The sequence below is a fragment of the Nocardiopsis sediminis genome (assembly GCF_042650565.1).
Lineage (GTDB): Bacteria > Actinomycetota > Actinomycetes > Streptosporangiales > Streptosporangiaceae > Nocardiopsis_B > Nocardiopsis_B sediminis.
On sequence record NZ_JBHSBH010000018.1, the window covers coordinates 10,440 to 29,505 of the forward strand.

The window sequence follows — 19,066 nt, forward strand, 5'->3', positions numbered from 1 at the left end:
GCCGGCCAGGGCCGGGACGCGTTCGTGGTCGGCGAGGTCGGCGGTGAAGGCCGCGGCCTCGATGCCGTCGTCGGCGGCGGCGACGGAGAGCGCCGCCGCCCCGGCCCGCCACATTCCGGCCGCGGTCATCAGGGTCCACAGCACCAGGAAGCTGATGCTCGGGATCAGCACGATGCGGGTCATCTGGCCGCGTATGGTCGGTCTGGGCGCTCTGGTCATGGTCATCCCCCCGGCTCCGCAGGGTGCACGCGGTGGCCGCGCCGGAGACGGCGCGTGCACGCACACCGCGGCGACCCAGGGGCTGACCCTACCGAAAAAGCGTAGCCCTGTGTACCGAAAGAGTTACAACGAGCTACCTCCCCTGTTCTGAACATGCCCCCGGCGGCGTACTTCCCGAAGAGCGTGCTTGTGGGGGCGCGGCGGTGGCTGGACTGAGGAGCCGGGTGCGACCGAGGTACGAGGGAGCGCCCGGCGACGAGGGAAGCCTCCGCCCGGAAGCGCCCCCACAGGCTGAGCGGGAAACACCGAGTACGCCGCCGGGGGCACAGCGAAAGGGCAGGGCCGGTACCGCGGGGACCGGCCGCCGCGATGCCGCTCTAGCTGCCGGGGCGGTGGCGGGATCCGACCGGTGCCGGGAGTTCGTCCGCGGTGGGCGGCGGGGTTTCGACGCCCAGGGTGTTGAGGATCTCCGCGTAGCGCAGCGCCGTGATCTTGGCGAGCGTGCTGCCCGCGCCCAGGGCCCCGCTGGGGCGCGCGCCGTGGCGCTGTGCCAGCTCCGCCAGCCGATCGGGGGTGAACTCCGGGCCCACCACGCTGGGGGCGATGACCGGGCGCACGCACCCGGCGTCGCGGAGCTGACCGGCGATCTCGGCCACCGAGGCGTCGTCGTCGAGGTCGGCGGGGAGCACGGTGATGCCCAGGCGCGCGGCGAGCAGCACGGCGGTCACCCCGGCGGCGCTCACGGCGTCGGGGCCGCCGACCGCGCCTACGATGACGCCGTCGGTCATGCTGGTGCTCGGCGCGACCACGCTGATGAGGCGCATCCGGTCGGCGCGGACGAAGCCGGCCTCGGCGAGCCGCAGGTGCAGCACCTCGGCGAGCATGGGGTGGGGGCCCAGCGCCTCGGTGATGCGGACGTCGGCGCCCGTGGCCTCGATCGCGGCGCGGATGGCCGCTCCGGTGGCCGCGTGCGGCGCGGTGATCAGGGGGACCACGACCCCGCGCAGGGGGTGGCCGTCCAGGGGCCGGAGGTCGGTGAGCGCCTCGGCGAGGGGGTGGCGGTCGCCCTCGGTGTAGCCGAACCGGATGGTGACCTCGGGCCGGTAGGACCGGACGAGGTCGGCCATCTGGCGGCCGATCCCCTCGCCTGCTCCCGCGGACGCGTCCTCGTAGGCCCCGGGCACCGCGAGCACCAGTGCGGGGGTGCCCACGTAGCTGTCGAACGAGAGGGGGTTCCGGTGCCGGCCGGATCGGCGTCGCGGCAGATCGCGGGGGGGTAGTCTGTCCGGATTCTGCATGCTGTCAGGGTTCACGGAAAGATGCTAACGACTCGTAGGCGATGATCTTGCCCTCGGTTCGATTCCGATCGTGAAACAGCTGATGGCGGCGTCGTTCTCGGGGGCGATCACGGTCATTGGGGCTTGTCGGGCCATCGTATCGGTCAACCGGACAAAGCAGGGCTCCGCCGCCGCATCACGTGTTCGACGAGGGCCAGCAGCACGCGCTTGCCCGATTCCCGCTCTCGTGCGTCGGTCATCAGGATGGGCACGTCGGCCCCCAGGTCGACGGCGTCGCGGACCTCCTGGGGCGTGTAGGTGTCGGTCTCGTCGAACCGGTTGACGGCCACGACGAACGGGATCCGCCGGTGCTCGAAGAAGTCCACGGCGGGGAAGCAGCTGTCGAGCCGCCGGGTGTCGGCGAGGACCACGGCCCCCAGCGCCCCCGACGCCAGCTCGTCCCACATGAACCAGAACCGGCCCTGGCCGGGCGTGCCGAACAGGTACAGCACCACCTGGTCGTTGACCGTGATCCGGCCGAAGTCCAGGGCCACGGTCGTGGTGGTCTTCTCCTCGACCCCGTTGAGGTCGTCGACGCCCATGCTGACCTCGGTCATGACCTCCTCGGTGCTGAGAGGGGTGATCTCACTGACCGAGCCCACCATGGTGGTCTTGCCCGCCCCGAAGCCCCCGGCGATGAGGATCTTCACCGCCAGGGGGATGTTCGCACCGGGGCCGTGGTCAGAGTCTGCGGATGCCATCGAGTACCGCCTGAAGTATGTTCATTTCGGGTAGGTCGGCAGGGGGCAGTGGGGCCCGGGCGAGTACGTCGCCCCGGGCGATCAGGTCACCGAGGAGCACCTTGACCACGGTCATGGGGATGTCCATCTGGGCCGACAGCTCCGCGACCGAGACCGGGCGGTGACACAGCCGCAGGATCGCTGCGTGCTCGGGTTCCAGTAAGTGCCAATCGAAGCGCTCGCGGGTGGCCACGACGATGCTGATCATGTCCAGCCCGCTGCCCGCCGGGCGGGTGCGCCCGCCGGTCATGGCGTAGGGGCGCACGAGGGAGCCGGCCGCGGCGTCGAGGTGGGAGAGGGTCCCGGGCCGGGTGTCGGCGGCGGCCTGGCCGCGCCTCCGGTACCAGGGGGCCGCCGCGGCCCCGGGATCGCGCGGGCGGACCTGTCCGCGGGTCGGGCCGCCGCGCGGGGAGGCCCCGTTGCGGGGATCTCCGGGTGGCGTCATGATCCGCTGCTCCCGGCGACGGCGGACTCGGGAAAGCGCGGGGCGGCGGTGAGGAACTGGCCGACCCGCTTGATGCGCATGTTCATCTCATAGGCGACCAGTCCGACATCGGCGCTCTCCGTGGCGAGGACCGCCAGGCAGGCGCCCTCGCCCGCGGCGGTGACGAACAGGTAGGCGTGCTCCATCTCCACGACGGTCTGGCGGACGGATCCGCCGTCGAACTGGCGGCCGGTTCCCCGGGCCAGACTCTGAAAGGCGGAGGCCACCGCGGACAGGTGCTCGGCGTCCTCGATGGACAGGTCGCGCGACCGGCCGATGAGCAGGCCATCGGCGGACAGCACGATGGCGTGCTGCGCTCCGACGACGCGATCGACCAGGTCGTCGAGAAGCCAGTTGAGGTCGCCTGCGGCGTTGCTCTTCTGCACCATTTACTCGCTCTCTCCCGTGGGCCCGCCGGCCGGGTGCGCGGCGGGCGTCTCGCGTGTCCCTGCTGCCTGGCCCGACGGCGCCCCGTTCGGGGGTTCGCCTTCGCCGGGGAGGTGGTCGTCTTCGCGTCCGCGACGGGTCCCCATCTGGAAGGCGCTCATCATCTGCCGGGCCTGCTCCGGGGAACGGAGCGTGACGGGTTCGGTGTCGGAGCCGCCCGCGGGTGTGTCGGTCCGGAGCTGCGGTGCCAGGCTGGCCTGGCGCCGCCTGCGGGGCAGGGCCGGCCGGTCGCCGCCGCCACCCGCGGGCTCGGGATCGTCGGGCCGGGAGCGCGGCGCCTCGGGAAGGGGCGGCGGCACGGACGGCTCGGGATCGGCCGGGGGCGGGGGGGACGCGGCGCGCCCCCGCACCGGCAGTGGGCCGGTAGCGGGGCGCTCGGGGAGTTCGCCCCCGATGCGCCGCCGCGGCACCGGCCGCTTCGGGTCGGCGAGGAGGTCTCCCCCGCCTCGGCGCCGGGCCGCGGGCCCCGAGACGACCTCGGCCGGGGTGCGGTTGACGGGCTCCTCGGCGGACGCGCTGGAGATGAGGGCGCTGGGGACCAGGACGACCGCGCGGGTGCCGCCGTAGGGCGAGGGGCACAGCTCGACGCTGATGTCGTGCTTCTCGGCCAGCCGCGCCACCACGAAGTGGCCCAGCCGGGAGTCCTGGTTGAGCGCCATGACGTCGAACTCCGGCGCCTTGCCGAGCGTGGCGTTGGCGGCCGCCAGCCGGTCCTCGCTCATGCCCAGGCCGCGGTCCTCGATCTCGACGACCACCCCCTTGGGCACGACCTCGCTGTGAATGTGCACGATGGTGTGCGGCGGGGAGAACGAGGTGGCGTTCTCCACCAGCTCGGCGACGAGGTGGATGACGTCGGCGACGACCGCCCCCGACAGCGACAGTTCGGGGACCATGCGCAGCTTCACGCGCGCGTACTCCTCGGTCTCGGAGATCGCCCCGCGCAGGATGTCGACAAGGGGGATCGGGTGCCGCCACCGGCGTCCGGGCTGGGCTCCGCCGAGGATGATGAGGTTCTCGGCGTTGCGGCGGCCCCGGGTGGCCAGGTGGTCCAGGTGGAACAGGTCCTCCAGCAGATCGGGGTCCTCCTCCTCGCGTTCGATGCGGTCCAGCAGCTGGAGCTGGCGCTGTACCAGCGACTGGTTGCGGTGGGCGATGGCCAGGAACACCCGGTTGACGCCGGCGCGCATGTCGGCCTGTTTGACCGCCGCGCTGACAGCGGTCCGCTGTGCGGTGTTGAAGGCGTCGGCGACCTGGCCGACCTCGTCGCCGCCGTGGTCGAGCTGGCGCAGTTCGGTGTCGAGGTCGACGGGGTCGCCGTCGGCCAGGCGGCGGACGATGCGGGGCAGCTCCTCACGGGCCAGCCCCAGGGCGTCGGCGCGCAGCCGGGCGAGCCGGGCGGTCAGCCGCGACGCCGACCGGGAGGCGGTCCCGTAGGCGAGGGTGCCGGCGAGCACCGCCAGGACGCCGCCGCCGAAGGCCACGCCGAACATCGCGCTGCCGGCGCGGTCGGTGGCGGCGATGACGGCGTGGGCCTGGGCGTCGGTCAGCTCGGCGAGGTCCTGATTGACGGAGTCGGCGTCCTCGCGCCAGGCGCCGAGCCCGTCGGGCGGCTCTTCGGAGGGGGTCCCGACGCCGGTGACGGGGTCGGTGGTGACCTCGGGCGGGCCGGCGACGGTGTCGGCGGTCTCGTTGGCCCGGCGCCACTCGGCGCCGCCGATGAGTGCGGCGTGGGCGTCGGCGGGTTCGCCGCGGAGTTCGGGGCCGACGGTGCGCAGCCGTTCGCGGGCGGCGCTCATGAAGGCGGCGAAGTCGCGGCGGTCGGCGAGGGTGAGGGTGCCGGCGGCGAGGGCGCCGCTGAGGACGGCGTCGGCCTGGGAGAAGAGGTCTTGGGCGCGCATGAGGTTGACGACGTCGGAGCCGGCGGCGGTGGAGGGGCCGTCGTCGAGGCGGCGGGCGGTGGCGTCGTAGAGCAGGACGGCCTGGTCGGTGATGGCGGTGTAGGAGCGCAGGACGTCCTCGGGGGTAGCCTCCTCGGCCATGACCTGGACGCGGATCTCGCCGCGCCGGGCGGCGGAGGTGAAGTAGGCGGCGGCGATCTCGGCGACCGCGGGGTCGCCGCGCCCGCGCAGCGCCTCGCTGCGGGAGTCGACTTCGCGGACGGCTTCGTCGGTGGCGGCGGCCTGGTCGCGCAGGGCCTGCATGGCCTCTTCGGAGGGGGCGCTGACGAAGGCGACGGCGAGGCGCCGCTCCTCTTGCAGCTCCACGATGGAGTGGTAGAGGTGGACGCCGCTGCGGCCGTCGTCGGTGGCGGTGTGCAGGGAGGCGGCCTGCATGAGGGTGCCGGCGCTCAGCGCCCCGAAGAGCACGAGGAACGTGATGCTGGGGATCAGCACGATCCGGTTCAGCTGTGCTCTGATGCCGCGGTCGGCGCCGCTCGCCCTACCCATCGAGCTCCTCCCACGGACACGGGATCGGAATCGGAGGGGCACCGTGCCGGTGGCCGCGGCGTCCCCGGCCGCGCTGGGGGAGATCGCCGCGGCGGTGGGGTCCGCCGTGAGGCGCCGGGCGCGAATCGTCGTCGCCCGGTGTCCCGGACCGCCTCCCTCACACTCTGCGCAGGGAGGGCCACCCATGGTGCCCACAAGTCCAGGACGCTATCGCATCGCCGCAGGAGGGGAAGCGCATTTCGCCGAACTCCCGGGCGCCGCCGGCGATTACGGTCGGGCCGCCTTCGGCGGTATCCGGGCAACGCCGCTGGCCCGCCCCCGTCGGTCGTGTCCGGGGGGCGGGCCGGCTGGTGCGGTGGCCGGGTCAGGCCACTGCTGAGGTGGGGTTATGGACAGGTTCGGCTCACCCGATGCGGTCGCCGCCGGTGGTGCCGGAGGGGTCCGCGATCCCCGCGAAGGCGCGGTGGCCGTCGATGGCCGCGCGCAGCCGGCCGAGCTGTTCGGCGACGCGCGCGGGGGCGGTGCCGCCCTTGGCCGAGCGCGAGTCCAGCGATCCGGCGACGGTGAGGACGTCGCGAACCCCCGGCCCCAGGTGGGGGGAGATCGCGGCGAAGTCGGCGTCGGTGAGCTGGGGCAGGTCGATGCCGCGCTCCTCGCACACGCGCACGCAGGCTCCGGCGATCTCGTGCGCCTCGCGGAAGGGCACCCGGTTGCGGACCAGCCATTCGGCGATGTCGGTGGCCAGGGAGAACCCCTGCGGTGCCAGTTCGGCCATGCGCTCGCCGTTGAAGGTGAGGGTGGCGACCATGCCGGTGAAGGCGGGCAGGAGCAGGTCCAGGGTGTCGACGGCGTCGAACACCGGCTCCTTGTCCTCCTGGAGGTCGCGGTTGTAGGCGAGCGGGAGGCCCTTGAGCGTGGTGAGCAGGCCGGCGAGGTCGCCGATGAGCCGCCCCGACTTGCCGCGCGCCAGCTCGGCGATGTCGGGGTTCTTCTTCTGCGGCATGATCGAGGACCCGGTGGAGAACGCGTCGTCGAGGGTGACGAAGGAGAACTCCTTGGTCGCCCAGAGGATGATCTCCTCGGCGGGCCGCGACAGGTCGACCCCGATCATGGCGGCGACGAACGCGAACTCCGCGACGACGTCGCGGGCGGCGGTGCCGTCGATGGAGTTCTCGGCCGCGGCCGGGAAACCGAGGTCGGCGGCGACCGCCTCGGGGTCGAGGCCCAGGGAGGATCCGGCGAGGGCGCCGGAGCCGTAGGGCGACACCGCGGCGCGGGCGTCCCAGTCGCGCAGCCGTTCGACGTCGCGGATGAGCGGCCAGGCGTGCGCCAGCAGGTGGTGGGCGAGCAGGACCGGCTGGGCGTGCTGGAGGTGGGTGCGCCCGGGCATGGCGACGCCGATGTGGGCCTCGGCCTGGTCGGCGAGGACCGCCGCGAGGTCGAGCAGCCCCGCGGCGATGCCGCGCGCCTGCTCGCGCAGGTACATGCGGACCAGGGTGGCGATCTGGTCGTTGCGCGACCGGCCGGCGCGCAGCCGCCCGCCGAGGTCGGCGCCGACCCGTTCGATGAACCCCCGCTCCAGGGCGGTGTGCACGTCCTCGTCGGCCAGGACCGGGGTGAACGCTCCCGAGGCGACGTCGGCCTCCAGCCGGTCCAGCCCGGCGAGCATGGCGTCGAGTTCGTCTCTGGTGAGCAGCCCCGCGGCGTGCAGGACGCGGGCGTGGGCGCGCGAGCCGGCGATGTCGTGGCGGGCCAGCCGCCAGTCGAAGTGGGTGCTCAGCGAGAGCCGGGCGAGGGCTTCGGAGGGGCCGCCAGCGAAGCGGCCGCCCCAAAGCCGGGTGACCTGGGTGTCGCCTTCGTCAGCCACGGTCGGGGTCCTTTGCGTCGTCTGTGCTGTGGAGTCGGGTGGGCGCGGGCGCGGCGCACGGCCCGGCCCCCGGTAGGGGGCCGGGCCGTGGCACCGGGGCCCGTCGGGTCAGGAGAGCTTCTGGTCGCGCAGGCTGGCGATCTTGGCCGGCATGCTCCAGATGTCGATGAAGCCGCGGGCCAGGCTCTGGTCGTAGGTGTCGCCGGTGTCGTAGGTGGCGAGATCGTAGTCGTAGAGCGAGGCCTCGCTGCGCCGGCCGGTGACGACCGCGCGCCCGCCGTGCAGGACCATGCGGATCTCGCCGGTGACGTGCCGGTTGGCCTCGGCGATGAAGCCGTCGAGGGCCTTCTTGAGCGGGGAGAACCACAGGCCGTCGTAGACCAGCTCGCCCCAGCGCTGGTCGACGCCGCGCTTGAAGCGGGCGAGCTCCCGCTCGACGGTGACGTTCTCCAGCTCCTGGTGGGCGGCGATGAGGGCGATGGCGCCGGGCGCCTCGTAGACCTCGCGGCTCTTGATGCCCACGAGCCGGTCCTCGACCATGTCGATGCGGCCGACCCCCTGGGCGCCGGCGCGGCGGTTCATCTCCTCGATGACCTGGAGCGGGGTGAGCTCCTTGCCGTCGATGGAGGTGGGGACGCCGTTGGTGAAGCCGATGACCAGCTCGTCGGCGGCGCGCGGCGCGGAGGGGTCGTCGGTGTAGGAGTAGACGTCCTCGATCGGGCCGTTCCAGATGTCCTCCAGGAACCCGGTCTCCACGGCGCGGCCGAAGAGGTTCTGGTCGATGGAGTAGGGGGACTTCTTGGAGACGTCGATCGGCAGGCCCTTCTCCTCCGCGAAGGCGATGGCCTTGTCGCGGGTCATGCCGGAGTCGCGGACCGGGGCGAGGACCTTCAGCTCGGGGAAGAGGGCGGCGAGGCCGGCCTCGAAGCGGACCTGGTCGTTGCCCTTGCCGGTGCAGCCGTGGGAGACCATGGTCGCCCCGTGGTAGCGGGCGGCGTCGGCGAGGTGCTTGACGATCAGTGGGCGCGACAGGGCCGACACCAGCGGGTAGCGGTCCATGTAGAGGGCGTTGGCCTGGAGGGCCGGGATGCAGTATTCGCTCGCGAACTCGTCCTTGGCGTCGGCGACGACCGCCTCGACGGCGCCGCAGTCCAGCGCGCGCTGGCGGATGACGTCGAGGTCCTCGCCGCCCTGGCCGCAGTCGATGGCCACGGCGACGACCTCGGCGCCGGTCTCCTCGGCGATCCAGCCGATGGCGACGGAGGTGTCCAGTCCCCCGGAGTAGGCGAGTACGACCCGCTCGGTCATGTCGGTTCTCCTTGTTCGTGCAGGTGTGTTCGGTGCCGCGGCGGCGGATGGCCCCCGGCCGTCCGGCGCGTCAGGGGCGCCGGTCGGCCAGCCGCAGCAGCGCTGAAGCGAGCTCCTCCCCGCCCTGGGGGTCGCGGGAGATCACCAGGATGGTGTCGTCTCCGGCGATGGTCCCCAGGATGGCGTGGAAGTCGGTGTGGTCGATCGCCGAGGCGAGGAACTGGGCCGCCCCCGGAGGGGTCCGGACGATGACCATGTTGGCCGATGCCTCGGCCGAGACCAGGAGGTCCTCGGCGAGCCGGGTGAGGCGCGCGTTGGACACGTGTTCCAGGTCGAGGGTGTCGGGGCGGGCGCGCTGGAGGCGCTCGCCGCCTTCACCGGGCAGGACGTAGACGAGGCTGCCGTCGGCGGTGCGGAGTTTGACGGCTCCCAGTTCGTCCAGGTCGCGCGAGAGCGTGGCCTGGGTGACCTGGACCCCGCTGTCGGCCAGCAGTCGCGCGAGCTCCCCTTGGGAACGGACGTCGTTCCGGGTCAGGGCCTCGGTGATGCGGGCGTGGCGGGCGGCCTTGGTCATGGGTGCCGATGCGCCGCCGTCGGCGGTCATCGTCGTCCGTCTCTGGGGTCCCCCGGTGCCCCCTGGCCACCGGGGGTCGACGTGCGCAGCAGGAAGGCCAGCACGGCCTTCTGTGCGTGGCGGCGGTTCTCGGCCTCGTCCCAGACGACGCTCTGGGGGCCGTCGATCACCGAGGCGGTGATCTCCTCGCCGCGGTGCGCGGGCAGGCAGTGCAGGACGATGGCGCCGGGCGCCGCGGCGGCGAGTCTGGCGTCGTCGACGGTGTAGGGGCGGAAGGGCGCGTCGCGGTCGGCGGCCTCGGCCTCCTGGCCCATCGAGGTCCAGGTGTCGGTGGCGAGGACGTCGGCGCCGGATGCGGCGGCGTCGGCGTCGCCGGTGACCGTGACCGACCCGCCGGTCTCGGCGGCGATCTGCTCGGCCCGGGCCCGGACGGCCGGCTCGGGCAGGTAGCCCTGCGGGGCGGCGATGCGGACGTGCATGCCGGCGAGGGCGCCGCCGAGCAGGTAGGAGTGCGCCATGTTGTTGGCGCCGTCGCCGAAGTAGGCGAGGGTCAGCCCGGCGAGGTGCCCCTTGTGCTCGCGGATCGTTTGCAGGTCGGCGAGGATCTGGCAGGGGTGGAAGTCGTCGGTGAGGGCGTTGACGACCGGGACCCCGGAGGCGTCCGCCATGGCCTCCAGGCGCTCCTGGGAGAAGGTCCGCCACACGATGGCGGCGACGTGGCGCTCCAGCACGCGGGCGGTGTCCTCGACCGGCTCGCCGCGGCCCATCTGGCTGGTCTGGGAGTCGATGACGAGCGGCTGGCCGCCCAGGTCGGCGACGCCGACGGCGAAGGAGACCCGGGTGCGGGTGGAGGGCTTGTCGAACACCAGGGCGACCGTCTGCGGGCCGGCCAGGGGGCGTTCGGCGAAGCGGTCCTTCTTCATGGCGTCGGCGAGGTCGAGGATCTCGGCCTGCTCGGCGGGGGTGAGGTCGTCGTCGCGCAGGAAGTGGCGGACGGAGACACGGGGCGCGGGACTCATGTCGTCTCCTCGTCGGTGGCGTCGCGCAGGATCGCGGGGAGCGCGGCGGTGAATTCCCCGATCTCGCCGGGGGTGATGGTGAGCGGCGGGGCGATGCGGATGACGTCGGGGGCGACGGCGTTGACCAGGAAGCCGTGTGCGGCCGCGGCGGCCTGGACGCGGGGTGCCTCGGGGGCGGTCAGCCGGATGCCGCGCCACAGGCCGGTGCCGCGGACGCCGGCGACGAGGGGGTGGCCGGCCGCGGCGATCCCGCGGGCGAGGAGGTCGCCGTTGGCGGTGACGGCGTCGAGGAGGGCGTCGGCCTCGATGGTGGCGAGGACCGCGAGCGCCGCGGCGCAGGACACCGGGTTGCCGCCGAAGGTGGACCCGTGGTCGCCCTTGGCGAAGGCGGTGGCGAAGCGGCCGAAGCCGATGCAGGCGCCGATGGGCAGCCCGCCGCCGAGGCCCTTGGCGAGGGTGAGGACGTCGGGCAGGACGCCGGCCTGCTGGTGGGCGAACCACCGGCCGGTGCGCCCGATGCCGCTCTGGATCTCGTCGAGGACGAAGGCGGCGCCGGTGGCGTCGCAGATGGAGCGGACGGCGCGCAGGTAGCCCTCGGGGGCCTCGACGATCCCGGCCTCGCCCTGGGTGGGTTCCACGAAGACCGCGGCGCAGGTGGTGTCGACGGCCGCGCGCAGCGCGTCGGCGTCGCCGTAGGGCACGAAGACGACGTCCAGGCCGAAGGGCCCGAAGGGGTCGCGGATGGCGGGCTTGCCGGTGAGGGCGAGCGCGCCGGAGGTGCGGCCGTGGAAGCCGTCGACCGTGGAGACGACGCGGGGGCGCCCGGTGCCGGCGGCGCGGCGGACGAGCTTGAGCGCGGCCTCGTTGGCCTCGGTGCCGGAGTTGGCGAAGAACACGCGGGTGTCGCCGCCGTCGGAGCCGAGGAGCGCGGTGAGGCGCTCGGCGAGCTCGACCTCGCGCTCGTGCACGTAGAGGTTGCTGGTGTGGGCGATGGTGGCCACCTGGTCCGAGACCGCCTTGACCAGCGCCGGGTGGGCGTGGCCCAGGGCGGAGACCGCGATCCCGGCGACGAGGTCGAGGTAGCGGGTGCCGTCGGCGTCCCAGACGCGGCGCCCCTCGCCGCGGACGAGCGCGATGGGCGGGGTGCCGTAGTTGGGCATCAGGTGGGCGTCGAAGCGCGCGGTGAGCGCGGCGGTGGAGGAGACGGGGGCGGCGGTCATGTCTCCTCCGGCTCGAACAGGGCGACGGGCTCGGTGGGCTCCTGGACCTCGCCGATGACCATGGTGCCGATGCCGTCGTTGGTGAAGACCTCCAGCAGCATGGAGTCGGGGGTGCGGCCGTCGAGCACGTGCGCCTGGGGCACGCCGCCGCGGACCGCGCGCAGGCACGCCTCCATCTTCGGGACCATCCCCGACGACAGGGTGGGCAGCAGGTCCTCCAGCTCGCCGGCGGTGAGGCGGCTGATCAGCTCCTCGCAGGCGGGGTAGTCGGCGTAGAGGCCCTCCACGTCGGTGAGCACCATCAGCTTGGCGGCGCCGAGGCCGACCGCCAGCGCGGCGGCGGCGGTGTCGGCGTTGACGTTGTAGACGCCGTCGGTGGAGCGGGCGATGCTGGAGATGACGGGGATGCGGCCGTCGTCGAGCAGGGTGCGCACCACCCCCGCCTGCACCTCGACGACCTCGCCGACCTGGCCGATGTCGACGGGGACGCCGTCGACCAGGGCGGGCTTGCGCTCGGCGGTGATCAGGTGGGCGTCCTCGCCGGAGATGCCGACGGCGAAGGGGCCGTGGGCGTTGATCAGGCCGACGATCTCGCGGTTGACCTGCCCGGCCAGGACCATGCGGACGACGTCCATGGTCTCGGGGGTGGTCACGCGCAGCCCGGCCGTGAAGGTGCTCTCCACGCCCAGGCGGTCGAGGTGGGCGCTGATCTGCGGGCCGCCGCCGTGGACCACGACGGGGCGCAGGCCCGCGTAGCGCAGGAACACGATGTTCTCGGCGAACCGCTCCTGGAGGGCGGGGTCGGTCATGGCGTTGCCGCCGTACTTGACCACGACGGTCTTGCCGTGGAAGCGGCTCAGCCAGGGCAGGGCCTCGATGAGGGTGTGGGCTTTGTCCAGTGCCTGTTTACGGGAGTTCATGTGCTGTAGGCCGAGTTCTCGTGAACGTATTCGACGGTCAGATCGGTGGTCCAGACGGTGGCGGCGGCGCTTCCGGCGGACAGGTCGACGGTGACGGTGACCTCGCGCGGGGCGAGGTCCACCTTGGAGCGGTCGTCCCCCACGGCGCCGCGGCGGCAGATCCAGACACCGTTGATGGCGACGTTGAGGTCGTCGGGTTCGAACGCCGCGGAGGTGGTGCCCACCGCCGCCAGGACCCGGCCCCAGTTCGGGTCCTGCCCGTACATGGCGCATTTGAACAGGCTGTTGCGGGCGACGGCGCGGGCGACCTCGACCGCGTCGTCTTCGTCGGCTGCGCCGACGACCTCGATGGCGATGGACTTCGAGGCGCCTTCGGCGTCGGCGACGAGCTGGCGGGCGAGGTCGGCGCAGACCTCGGTGAGCAGCAGGCCGAACTCGGCTTCGTCGGGTGTGACGCCCGATGCGCCGCCGGCCATGAGCACCACGGTGTCGTTGGTGGACAGGCAGCCGTCGGAGTCGACGCGCTCGAAGGTGCGGGCGGTGGCCGCGCGCAGGAGCCGGTCGCACTGCTCGGAGGTGAGGTCGGCGTCGGTGGTGATGACCGACAGCATGGTGGCCAGGGAGGGGGCGAGCATGCCGGCGCCCTTGGCCATGCCGCCGACGGTGTAGCCCGCGCCGCGCCGGAACGCGATCTTGGCGACGGTGTCGGTGGTGCGGATGGCGCCGGCGGCGGCGAGGCCGCCGTCGCGGGCGGCCTCGGCGACCGCGGCGTCGACCCCGTCGAGCAGGGCGGGCAGGGGCAGCCGCTCGCCGATCAGGCCGGTGGAGCAGACGACGATCTCCCCGGCGGAGTCGTCGAGCGCGGCGGCGGCGCGTTCGGCCGTGGCGTGGGCGTCCTGGAAGCCGGGGGCGCCGGTGCAGGCGTTGGCGTTGCCGGCGTTGAGGACGACCGCGCGGACCCGGCCGCCCGCGACCACCTGCTGCGACCACAGGACCGGGGCGGCCTTGACGCGGTTGCGGGTGAAGACGGCGGCGGCGGCGCGCGAGGGGCCGTCGTTGATGACGACGGCGACGTCGCGGTTGCCGCTGGGTTTGATGCCGGCGGTCACTCCGGCGGCCCGGAAACCTGGGGCGGCGGTGACGCTCACGGTGGAACCTTTCACGGATGGGGGTCGGCCCCGGCCGGGGCCGGCGGGGGCGCCGCTGTCTAGGGGGCGACGCCGGCCACGGGCAGGCCGTCGGTTTCGGCCAGGCCGAGGGCGATGTTGGCGCTCTGGATGGCGCCGCCTGCGGTGCCCTTGGTGAGGTTGTCGAGGGCGGCGACGGCGACCATGCGGCCGGCGGCTTCGTCGACGGTGACCTGGACCAGCGCGGTGTTGGCGCCGAGCGTCATGGCGGTGGTGGGCCAGGTGCCCTCGGGCAGCAGGTGCACGAAGGGCTCGTCGGCGAAGTGGCGCCGGTAGGTGTCGCGCACAGCGGCGGCGGTGGTCCCGGGCTTGAGCGGCGCGGTGCAGGTGGCGAGGATGCCGCGCGGCATGGGCGCGAGGACGGGGGTGAAGGAGAGCTTGACGGGGCCGCCGGTGACGCCCGACAGGTTCTGCACGATCTCGGGGTTGTGCCGGTGGACGCCGCCCACCCCGTAGGGCGCGACCGACCCCATGACCTCGCTGCCGACGAGGTTGGGCTTGGGCGCCTTCCCGGCGCCGGAGGTGCCGGTGACGGCGACGACGGTGAGGTCGGGTTCGACCAGGTCGTCGGCGAGCCCGGGGAACAGGGCCAGGGTGGCGGTGGTGACGTGGCAGCCGGGGACCGCGATGCGGGTGGCGCCGGCCAGCGCCGTGCGGGCGCCGGGGAGCTCGGGCAGGCCGTAGGGCCAGGTCCCGGCGTGCGGCGAGCCGTAGAACCGTTCCCAGGCTGCGGCGTCGCGCAGCCGGAAGTCGGCGCCGCAGTCGACGATGAGCACGCCGTCGCCGAGCTGTTCGGCGATGGCGGCGGACCGGCCGTGCGGGAGGGCGAGGAAGACGATGTCGTGGCCGGCGAGGGTGTCGGCGCCGGTGGCGGAGAGGACCCGGTCGGCCAGCGGGATCAGGTGGGGCTGGTGCTCGCCCAGCCGGCTGCCCGCACTGCCGCCGGCGGTGACCTCGCCGATGTCGATCGCCGGGTGGGCGAGGAGCAGGCGCAGGAGCTCGCCGCCGGCATACCCGCTGGCCCCGGCGACCGCCGCTGTGTACCCCATGTGCCGAACTCCCCCCGTACCGAACCCTGCATGAACCATCATGCATGTCATTGCAAGTTTATGCAACCCCTCGCGCTTCATTGACACCGCCGACCCGACGACGCCGAGAAGCCCGGTTCACCTGCGAAAACAGCTGGAACGCCTAACGTGGTCATGACTACATGAAGTAGCCATCACGGCACCGAAAGGAATGACATGCGACGTGTCGCCTCGATCCTCGGCTCCCTGCTCCTGACCACGGCGATCGTCCTGGCCGGGCCCGCCGCCGCCCAGGCCGCCACCGGGACGCTGCTCGTCAACGGACACCCCGTCGAGAACCCCAGCGGCTGCCACGAGGCCCGCGCCTGGCCCATGACGGTCGAGAACCGCACCGACCGGACCGCCGTCCTGTACTCCGGCCCGGGCTGCCAGGGGGTCGCGCTCGGAGAGGTCGGCCCCGGCGCGATCGTTGCCGAGGAGTTCGCCGTCAGCGTCGCCATCCCGTAGCGGCCGGGCCCGCGCGGGCGCGGCCCTCGGGGCGCCGGGTCAGCGGCCCGCGATGCGGCCGGCGATCTCGGCCAGGCGGGAGGTGTGGGAGACCCGGTCGGACTCGCGCCGGTCGGCGCCGCGGTAGAGGCCGTAGACGACCTGGCTGCCCACCCAGCGCAGCGGCTCGGGCTCCCAGCCGCGGACCCGCCGGCCCACCCAGGGCAGCCGCGTGAGGTCGGTCTCGCGGCCCAGGACGAGGTCGCGCAGGGTGCGGCCGGCGAGGTTGCTGGTGGTGACCCCGCTGCCGACGTACCCGCCGGCCCAGCCCAGCCCGGTGTCGCGGTCCAGGTGCACGGTGGGGCACCAGTCGCGGGGGACGCCGAGGACGCCCGACCAGGCGTGCGCGACGGGCACGGAGGCGGCCACGGGGAACAGGCGGGCCAGCACGCGCCACAGCTCGGCGATGGTCTGCGGCGGGGTGGAGCCGTTGTCGTCGTGCCCGGAGCCGAAGCGGTAGGGGACGCCGCGCCCCCCGATGGCGATGCGGCCGTCGGCCGTGCGCTGGGCGTAGACGTAGGCGTGCGCGGTGTCGCCGAGGACCTCGCGCCCCTCCCAGCCGATGTGCTCCCACATGTCGGGGCTCAGCGGCTCGGTGGCGATCATGGAGCTGTTCATCGGCAGCCACTCCCGGCGGCGGCCCTGGAGCGACGCGGTGAACCCCTCGGTCGCGCGGATGACGTGGTCGGCCCGGACCTCTCCGTGGGGGGTCACCGCCGCGGCGCGCGCCCCGTCCGCGGCCGGGCGGATCTCGGTCACCGCGGTGTCCTCGAAGATGTCCACGCCCAGGGCCTCGACCACCCGGGCGAGCCCGAGGGCGAGCTTCGCGGGCTGGATGCGGGCGGCGTGGGGGCTGTGCGCCGCCGCCACGGCGCCGTCCACCTGGAGGCGCGGCCCGCTGCCGGTACAGGGGTCGAGCAGGTAGAGGTCCTCCTCCCAGTACCCCCAGTCCTGGAGGTAGCGGACCTCCTCCAGCAGGCGGGCCTGCTGGGCGGGGTTGGTGGCGACCAGGCGCATGCCGCCCTTGACGATGTCGGCGTCGATCCCCTCGGCCGCGGCGGTCGAGATGACCTCGTCGACCGACCGCATCATGGCGCGTTGCAGGGCGATCATCGCCCCCTTGCCGTGGGAGGAGGCGTAGCGCTCGCGGGAGCCGGCGAAGTCGGCCGACAGCCAGCCGCCGTTGCGCCCGGAGGCGCCGAACCCGGCGAACTCGCGCTCCAGGACCGCGATGCGCAGGTCGGGCTGGGCCTTCTTGAGGTAGTAGGCGGTCCACAGCCCGGTGTAGCCGCCGCCGACGATGCACACGTCGTAGTCGGCGGCGCCGGGGAGCGCCGGGCGGCGCTCGGGCAGGCCGGTCTCGCGGAACCAGAAGGAGACGGCGCCGTTGCGGAACTCCGCCGACCGGGGGATGGCACGCATTTCGGCCGCGCTGGCGAAGAGTTTCATCGGGCTGCTCCCCTGGTCATCTGGGTGGCGACTGCGTTCGCGGTGGATCGCCGCCAGATTATCCGGGTGTTTCGCACGATTTCACACGAGTTGCCGTAATGCTTCGGATACCCCTGGCAGTGCGGCCTCGTCAACGGGTGTCCGCGCCCGGGGTTCCGGTCATCCGCGGCCGGAAACGGCCGGATGCGGCGGGTCGACGGCCTCGGCCGCGCTGTCGCGCAGCGTGCGGGCCAGCTCGGCGAACCGGCGCAGGCCGTCGGCGCCCAGCGGGGCCTGGACGTGCTCGCGGAGCAGCGCGACGTGCCGTTCCCGCGCCCTGCGGGCCAGCTCCAGGCCCTCAGGGGTCAGGGCCGCGTAGACGACCCGGCGGTCGGTGGGGCACGACTGGCGGACGAGGTAGCCCTTGCGCTCCAGGCGGTCGGCGAGCTTGGTGAACCCGCCGCTGCTCAGGCAGACCTCGCGGGCGAGCCTGCTCATGGGCAGCCGGTGGCCGGGCGAGCGCTGGAGGCGGATGAGCACCTCGAACCAGGGGCCGGCCATGTCGCCGCCGCCGGGGTCGATGCCGCGCAGCAGCAGCGGCAAGGTGGTGTGCATGGCCTCGTGGAGCAGCCCCCACGCGGTGAGCAGTTCGTCGTCGTCCAGCCCGCCCGGCGGAGCCGCCTCCGCGCCCTCGCGCATTCCCCTCGCCCCCGATGCCTCGAATCACCCGATCATATTCGAGAAATATCTTCCTGGCGAAGGAACCGATCGGTGTGCCATGTGATGTTGCAGACAGATCACACGCGCGTCACCGTGCTTTTCGGACCGCCTCGATCCGTCCCCCCCGGGGATGGGTCGAGGCGGGTCTTCCGCTCACGCTCGCCTGGTCACGCTCGCCTCCTCGCTCGGCTCCAACGGCCCCGCGTGGGGGCCTTCGGCAGGGGCGGCGCCGCCTCCGCTCGCTCGTCGGCTCGCCTTCAGAGATGACGGGCGGCCACGGCGTCGAGCGCCGAGCGCAGCGTGGACGTCATGTGGTCGATCTGCTGCCAGGACACGATCAGCGGCGGCGACATCAGCAGCGCGGTGGGTATCGCGCGCAGGACCACGCCGCGCGCCCTGGCCTCCTGGAACACTTCATCGGTGGTGATGCCGTGCTCCATCAGGGCCTTTTCGGTCAGCTCCACCGCGGCCATGACACCCACGCCGGAGCGGACCTCGCGCACGAGCGGGTGGTCCTCCAGCGTGCGCAGCGACACGTCCAGGTGCGCCTCGACCTCCAGGGACGCGGTGAACAGGTCCTCGCGCTCCAGGATGTCGAGGTTGGCCAGCGCCGCGGCGCAGCACGTGGGGTGCCCGGCGTAGGTCGTGCCGTGGATGAACGGGTTTCCGGGGTGGTTCCAGAACGGGTCGGCGATCTCGCCACTGGTGATGACGCCCCCCAGCGGCAGGTAACCGCTGGTCACACCCTTGGCGAACACGATCATGTCGGGCGAGACCCCGAAGCGCTCGACCCCGAACCAGTCGCCCATGCGGCCGAACGCGCAGATGACGCTGTCGACGATGAACAGCACGCCATAGCCGCGGCACAGCTCCGCGACCCGCGTGAAGTAGTCGGGCTCGGGCGCGTACACCCCGCCGGCCCCGATCACGGGCTCGGCGAAGAACGCCGCGACGTTCTCGGGGCCCACCCGTTGGATCTCCTGCTCGAGGGCCTCGACGGAGTCGTGGGGCACCACCGAGGTCTGCTCGATCAGCGGGCCGAACCCGGCGCGGAAGCGGTCCATGCCCATGCTCGTGCCGAAGCCGTGGAGGCCGTGGTAGCCGCCGGTTCGGCTGATCAGGTGCGTCTTGGACGGGCTGCCCAGCGCCGCCCAGTACCGGCGGGCCAGCTTGCTGGCGGTCTCGATGGACTCGCCGCCGCCGCAGGTCAGGATCACCCGGGGATCGGCCACGGGGGCATGGGAGGCCAGTCGCGCGCTGAGTTCGAGCGCCGGCCCGTTGGCGAAGTCGCCGTAGACGGTGTAGGCGTCGAGCGTGGTGATCTGCTTGTGGACGGCGTCGGCGATCTCGGTCCGGCCGTGCCCGACATTGCAGTACCAGAGGCTGGCGGTGCCGTCGAGGTAGCGGTCGCCGTGCTCGTCCCAGAGCCAGGCGCCTTCCGCACGCGCCACCACGAACTCCGGCCCTTTGGACACGGTGTTCATGTTGCAGAAGGTATGCCAGAGACGGCCGGGCTCCGGCTGCTCCCTCGTTTTGCGCGCATACGAAACCACTGTTTCGGTCATAAGCGACCTC

Annotated in this window: 18 protein-coding genes; 1 reads left to right on the plus strand and 17 read right to left on the minus strand. The window is 73.2% G+C overall.

Features of this window, described 5'->3' with window-relative positions; genetic code table 11:
• From ACFOVU_RS27540 to argC, 14 genes are all read right to left on the minus strand, one after another.
• Positions 1-183, minus strand: a 183-nt coding sequence (locus ACFOVU_RS27540; RefSeq protein ID WP_378538279.1) for a hypothetical protein, incomplete at its 3' end; no start/stop codon positions are given.
• Between the two features lie 413 nt (positions 184-596).
• The gene (locus ACFOVU_RS27545; RefSeq protein ID WP_378538314.1) at positions 597-1,517 is read right to left on the minus strand and encodes a sirohydrochlorin chelatase; all 921 of its coding nucleotides are present in this window, start codon (positions 1,515-1,517) and stop codon (positions 597-599) included.
• 143 nt (positions 1,518-1,660) lie between these two features.
• Positions 1,661-2,257 carry a GTP-binding protein gene (locus ACFOVU_RS27550; protein ID WP_378538281.1) on the minus strand — a complete coding sequence of 199 codons (597 nt, stop codon included), beginning with the start codon at positions 2,255-2,257 and terminating at the stop codon, positions 1,661-1,663.
• The gene (locus ACFOVU_RS27555; RefSeq protein WP_378538282.1) at positions 2,238-2,741 is read right to left on the minus strand and encodes a DUF742 domain-containing protein; all 504 of its coding nucleotides are present in this window, start codon (positions 2,739-2,741) and stop codon (positions 2,238-2,240) included. Before ACFOVU_RS27555 ends, ACFOVU_RS27550 begins: the two co-directional genes overlap by 20 nt.
• On the minus strand, positions 2,738-3,169 hold the full coding sequence (locus tag ACFOVU_RS27560) for a roadblock/LC7 domain-containing protein (RefSeq protein ID WP_378538284.1): 432 nt from the start codon (positions 3,167-3,169) through the stop codon (positions 2,738-2,740). The genes ACFOVU_RS27555 and ACFOVU_RS27560 overlap by 4 nt, the downstream gene beginning before the upstream one ends.
• A complete protein-coding gene (locus ACFOVU_RS27565; protein WP_378538286.1) occupies positions 3,170-5,674 on the minus strand; it encodes a sensor histidine kinase in 2,505 nt (834 codons plus the stop codon). It lies immediately after the preceding gene.
• A 403-nt stretch (positions 5,675-6,077) separates the two neighbouring features.
• Positions 6,078-7,541 carry an argininosuccinate lyase gene (gene argH, locus ACFOVU_RS27570; RefSeq protein WP_378538288.1) on the minus strand — a complete coding sequence of 488 codons (1,464 nt, stop codon included), beginning with the start codon at positions 7,539-7,541 and terminating at the stop codon, positions 6,078-6,080.
• A 108-nt stretch (positions 7,542-7,649) separates the two neighbouring features.
• Positions 7,650-8,849, minus strand: a complete 1,200-nt coding sequence (locus ACFOVU_RS27575) for an argininosuccinate synthase (RefSeq protein ID WP_378538289.1) — start codon at positions 8,847-8,849, stop codon at positions 7,650-7,652.
• 70 nt (positions 8,850-8,919) lie between these two features.
• Positions 8,920-9,453: an arginine repressor gene (locus ACFOVU_RS27580; RefSeq protein ID WP_378538291.1), complete on the minus strand. Its 534-nt coding sequence runs from the start codon at positions 9,451-9,453 to the stop codon at positions 8,920-8,922.
• Positions 9,450-10,442, minus strand: coding sequence for an ornithine carbamoyltransferase (gene argF / locus ACFOVU_RS27585; RefSeq protein WP_378538293.1), 993 nt, complete (start codon positions 10,440-10,442; stop codon positions 9,450-9,452). Before argF ends, ACFOVU_RS27580 begins: the two co-directional genes overlap by 4 nt.
• Positions 10,439-11,662 carry an acetylornithine transaminase gene (locus tag ACFOVU_RS27590; protein ID WP_378538294.1) on the minus strand — a complete coding sequence of 408 codons (1,224 nt, stop codon included), beginning with the start codon at positions 11,660-11,662 and terminating at the stop codon, positions 10,439-10,441. Before ACFOVU_RS27590 ends, argF begins: the two co-directional genes overlap by 4 nt.
• Positions 11,659-12,582 carry an acetylglutamate kinase gene (gene argB / locus ACFOVU_RS27595; protein WP_378538296.1) on the minus strand — a complete coding sequence of 308 codons (924 nt, stop codon included), beginning with the start codon at positions 12,580-12,582 and terminating at the stop codon, positions 11,659-11,661. The genes ACFOVU_RS27590 and argB overlap by 4 nt, the downstream gene beginning before the upstream one ends.
• Positions 12,579-13,730 (minus strand): bifunctional glutamate N-acetyltransferase/amino-acid acetyltransferase ArgJ, encoded by a 1,152-nt coding sequence (argJ, locus tag ACFOVU_RS27600; RefSeq protein ID WP_378538298.1) that lies wholly within the window; start codon positions 13,728-13,730, stop codon positions 12,579-12,581. Before argJ ends, argB begins: the two co-directional genes overlap by 4 nt.
• 59 nt (positions 13,731-13,789) lie before the next feature.
• Positions 13,790-14,818, minus strand: coding sequence for an N-acetyl-gamma-glutamyl-phosphate reductase (gene argC, locus ACFOVU_RS27605; protein WP_378538299.1), 1,029 nt, complete (start codon positions 14,816-14,818; stop codon positions 13,790-13,792).
• Between the two features lie 195 nt (positions 14,819-15,013).
• Here argC and ACFOVU_RS27610 point away from each other — a divergent pair, with 195 nt between their 5' ends.
• Positions 15,014-15,304 (plus strand): hypothetical protein, encoded by a 291-nt coding sequence (locus ACFOVU_RS27610; RefSeq protein WP_378538301.1) that lies wholly within the window; start codon positions 15,014-15,016, stop codon positions 15,302-15,304.
• Positions 15,305-15,343: 39 nt separating this feature from the next.
• Here the strand turns inward: ACFOVU_RS27610 and ACFOVU_RS27615 are convergent, their stop codons facing one another.
• The 3 genes from ACFOVU_RS27615 to ACFOVU_RS27625 all read right to left on the minus strand — a co-directional run bounded on the left by ACFOVU_RS27615 (position 15,344) and on the right by ACFOVU_RS27625 (position 18,975).
• The gene (locus tag ACFOVU_RS27615) at positions 15,344-16,792 is read right to left on the minus strand and encodes an NAD(P)/FAD-dependent oxidoreductase (protein ID WP_378538302.1); all 1,449 of its coding nucleotides are present in this window, start codon (positions 16,790-16,792) and stop codon (positions 15,344-15,346) included.
• 159 nt (positions 16,793-16,951) lie between these two features.
• Positions 16,952-17,470 (minus strand): MarR family winged helix-turn-helix transcriptional regulator, encoded by a 519-nt coding sequence (locus ACFOVU_RS27620; protein WP_378538303.1) that lies wholly within the window; start codon positions 17,468-17,470, stop codon positions 16,952-16,954.
• 278 nt (positions 17,471-17,748) lie between these two features.
• Complete coding sequence (locus ACFOVU_RS27625) at positions 17,749-18,975, minus strand: aminotransferase family protein (protein WP_378538305.1); 1,227 nt, start codon at positions 18,973-18,975, stop codon at positions 17,749-17,751.
• Between the last annotated feature and the right edge of the window lie 91 nt (positions 18,976-19,066).

Excerpts from the sequence above, each read along its gene's own strand:
- ACFOVU_RS27545 (WP_378538314.1), bottom strand. The coding sequence starts at position 1,517 with ATGCAGAATCCGGACAGACTACCCCCCCGCGATCTGCCGCGACGCCGA.
- ACFOVU_RS27550 (WP_378538281.1), bottom strand. The coding sequence starts at position 2,257 with ATGGCATCCGCAGACTCTGACCACGGCCCCGGTGCGAACATCCCCCTG.
- ACFOVU_RS27555 (WP_378538282.1), bottom strand. The coding sequence starts at position 2,741 with ATGACGCCACCCGGAGATCCCCGCAACGGGGCCTCCCCGCGCGGCGGC.
- ACFOVU_RS27560 (WP_378538284.1), bottom strand. The coding sequence starts at position 3,169 with ATGGTGCAGAAGAGCAACGCCGCAGGCGACCTCAACTGGCTTCTCGAC.
- ACFOVU_RS27565 (WP_378538286.1), bottom strand. The coding sequence starts at position 5,674 with ATGGGTAGGGCGAGCGGCGCCGACCGCGGCATCAGAGCACAGCTGAAC.
- ACFOVU_RS27575 (WP_378538289.1), bottom strand. The coding sequence starts at position 8,849 with ATGACCGAGCGGGTCGTACTCGCCTACTCCGGGGGACTGGACACCTCC.
- ACFOVU_RS27580 (WP_378538291.1), bottom strand. The coding sequence starts at position 9,453 with ATGACCGCCGACGGCGGCGCATCGGCACCCATGACCAAGGCCGCCCGC.
- argF (WP_378538293.1), bottom strand. The coding sequence starts at position 10,442 with ATGAGTCCCGCGCCCCGTGTCTCCGTCCGCCACTTCCTGCGCGACGAC.
- ACFOVU_RS27590 (WP_378538294.1), bottom strand. The coding sequence starts at position 11,662 with ATGACCGCCGCCCCCGTCTCCTCCACCGCCGCGCTCACCGCGCGCTTC.
- argB (WP_378538296.1), bottom strand. The coding sequence starts at position 12,582 with ATGAACTCCCGTAAACAGGCACTGGACAAAGCCCACACCCTCATCGAG.
- argC (WP_378538299.1), bottom strand. The coding sequence starts at position 14,818 with ATGGGGTACACAGCGGCGGTCGCCGGGGCCAGCGGGTATGCCGGCGGC.
- ACFOVU_RS27610 (WP_378538301.1), top strand. The coding sequence starts at position 15,014 with ATGCGACGTGTCGCCTCGATCCTCGGCTCCCTGCTCCTGACCACGGCG.
- ACFOVU_RS27615 (WP_378538302.1), bottom strand. The coding sequence starts at position 16,792 with ATGAAACTCTTCGCCAGCGCGGCCGAAATGCGTGCCATCCCCCGGTCG.
- ACFOVU_RS27620 (WP_378538303.1), bottom strand. The coding sequence starts at position 17,470 with ATGCGCGAGGGCGCGGAGGCGGCTCCGCCGGGCGGGCTGGACGACGAC.
- ACFOVU_RS27625 (WP_378538305.1), bottom strand. The coding sequence starts at position 18,975 with ATGAACACCGTGTCCAAAGGGCCGGAGTTCGTGGTGGCGCGTGCGGAA.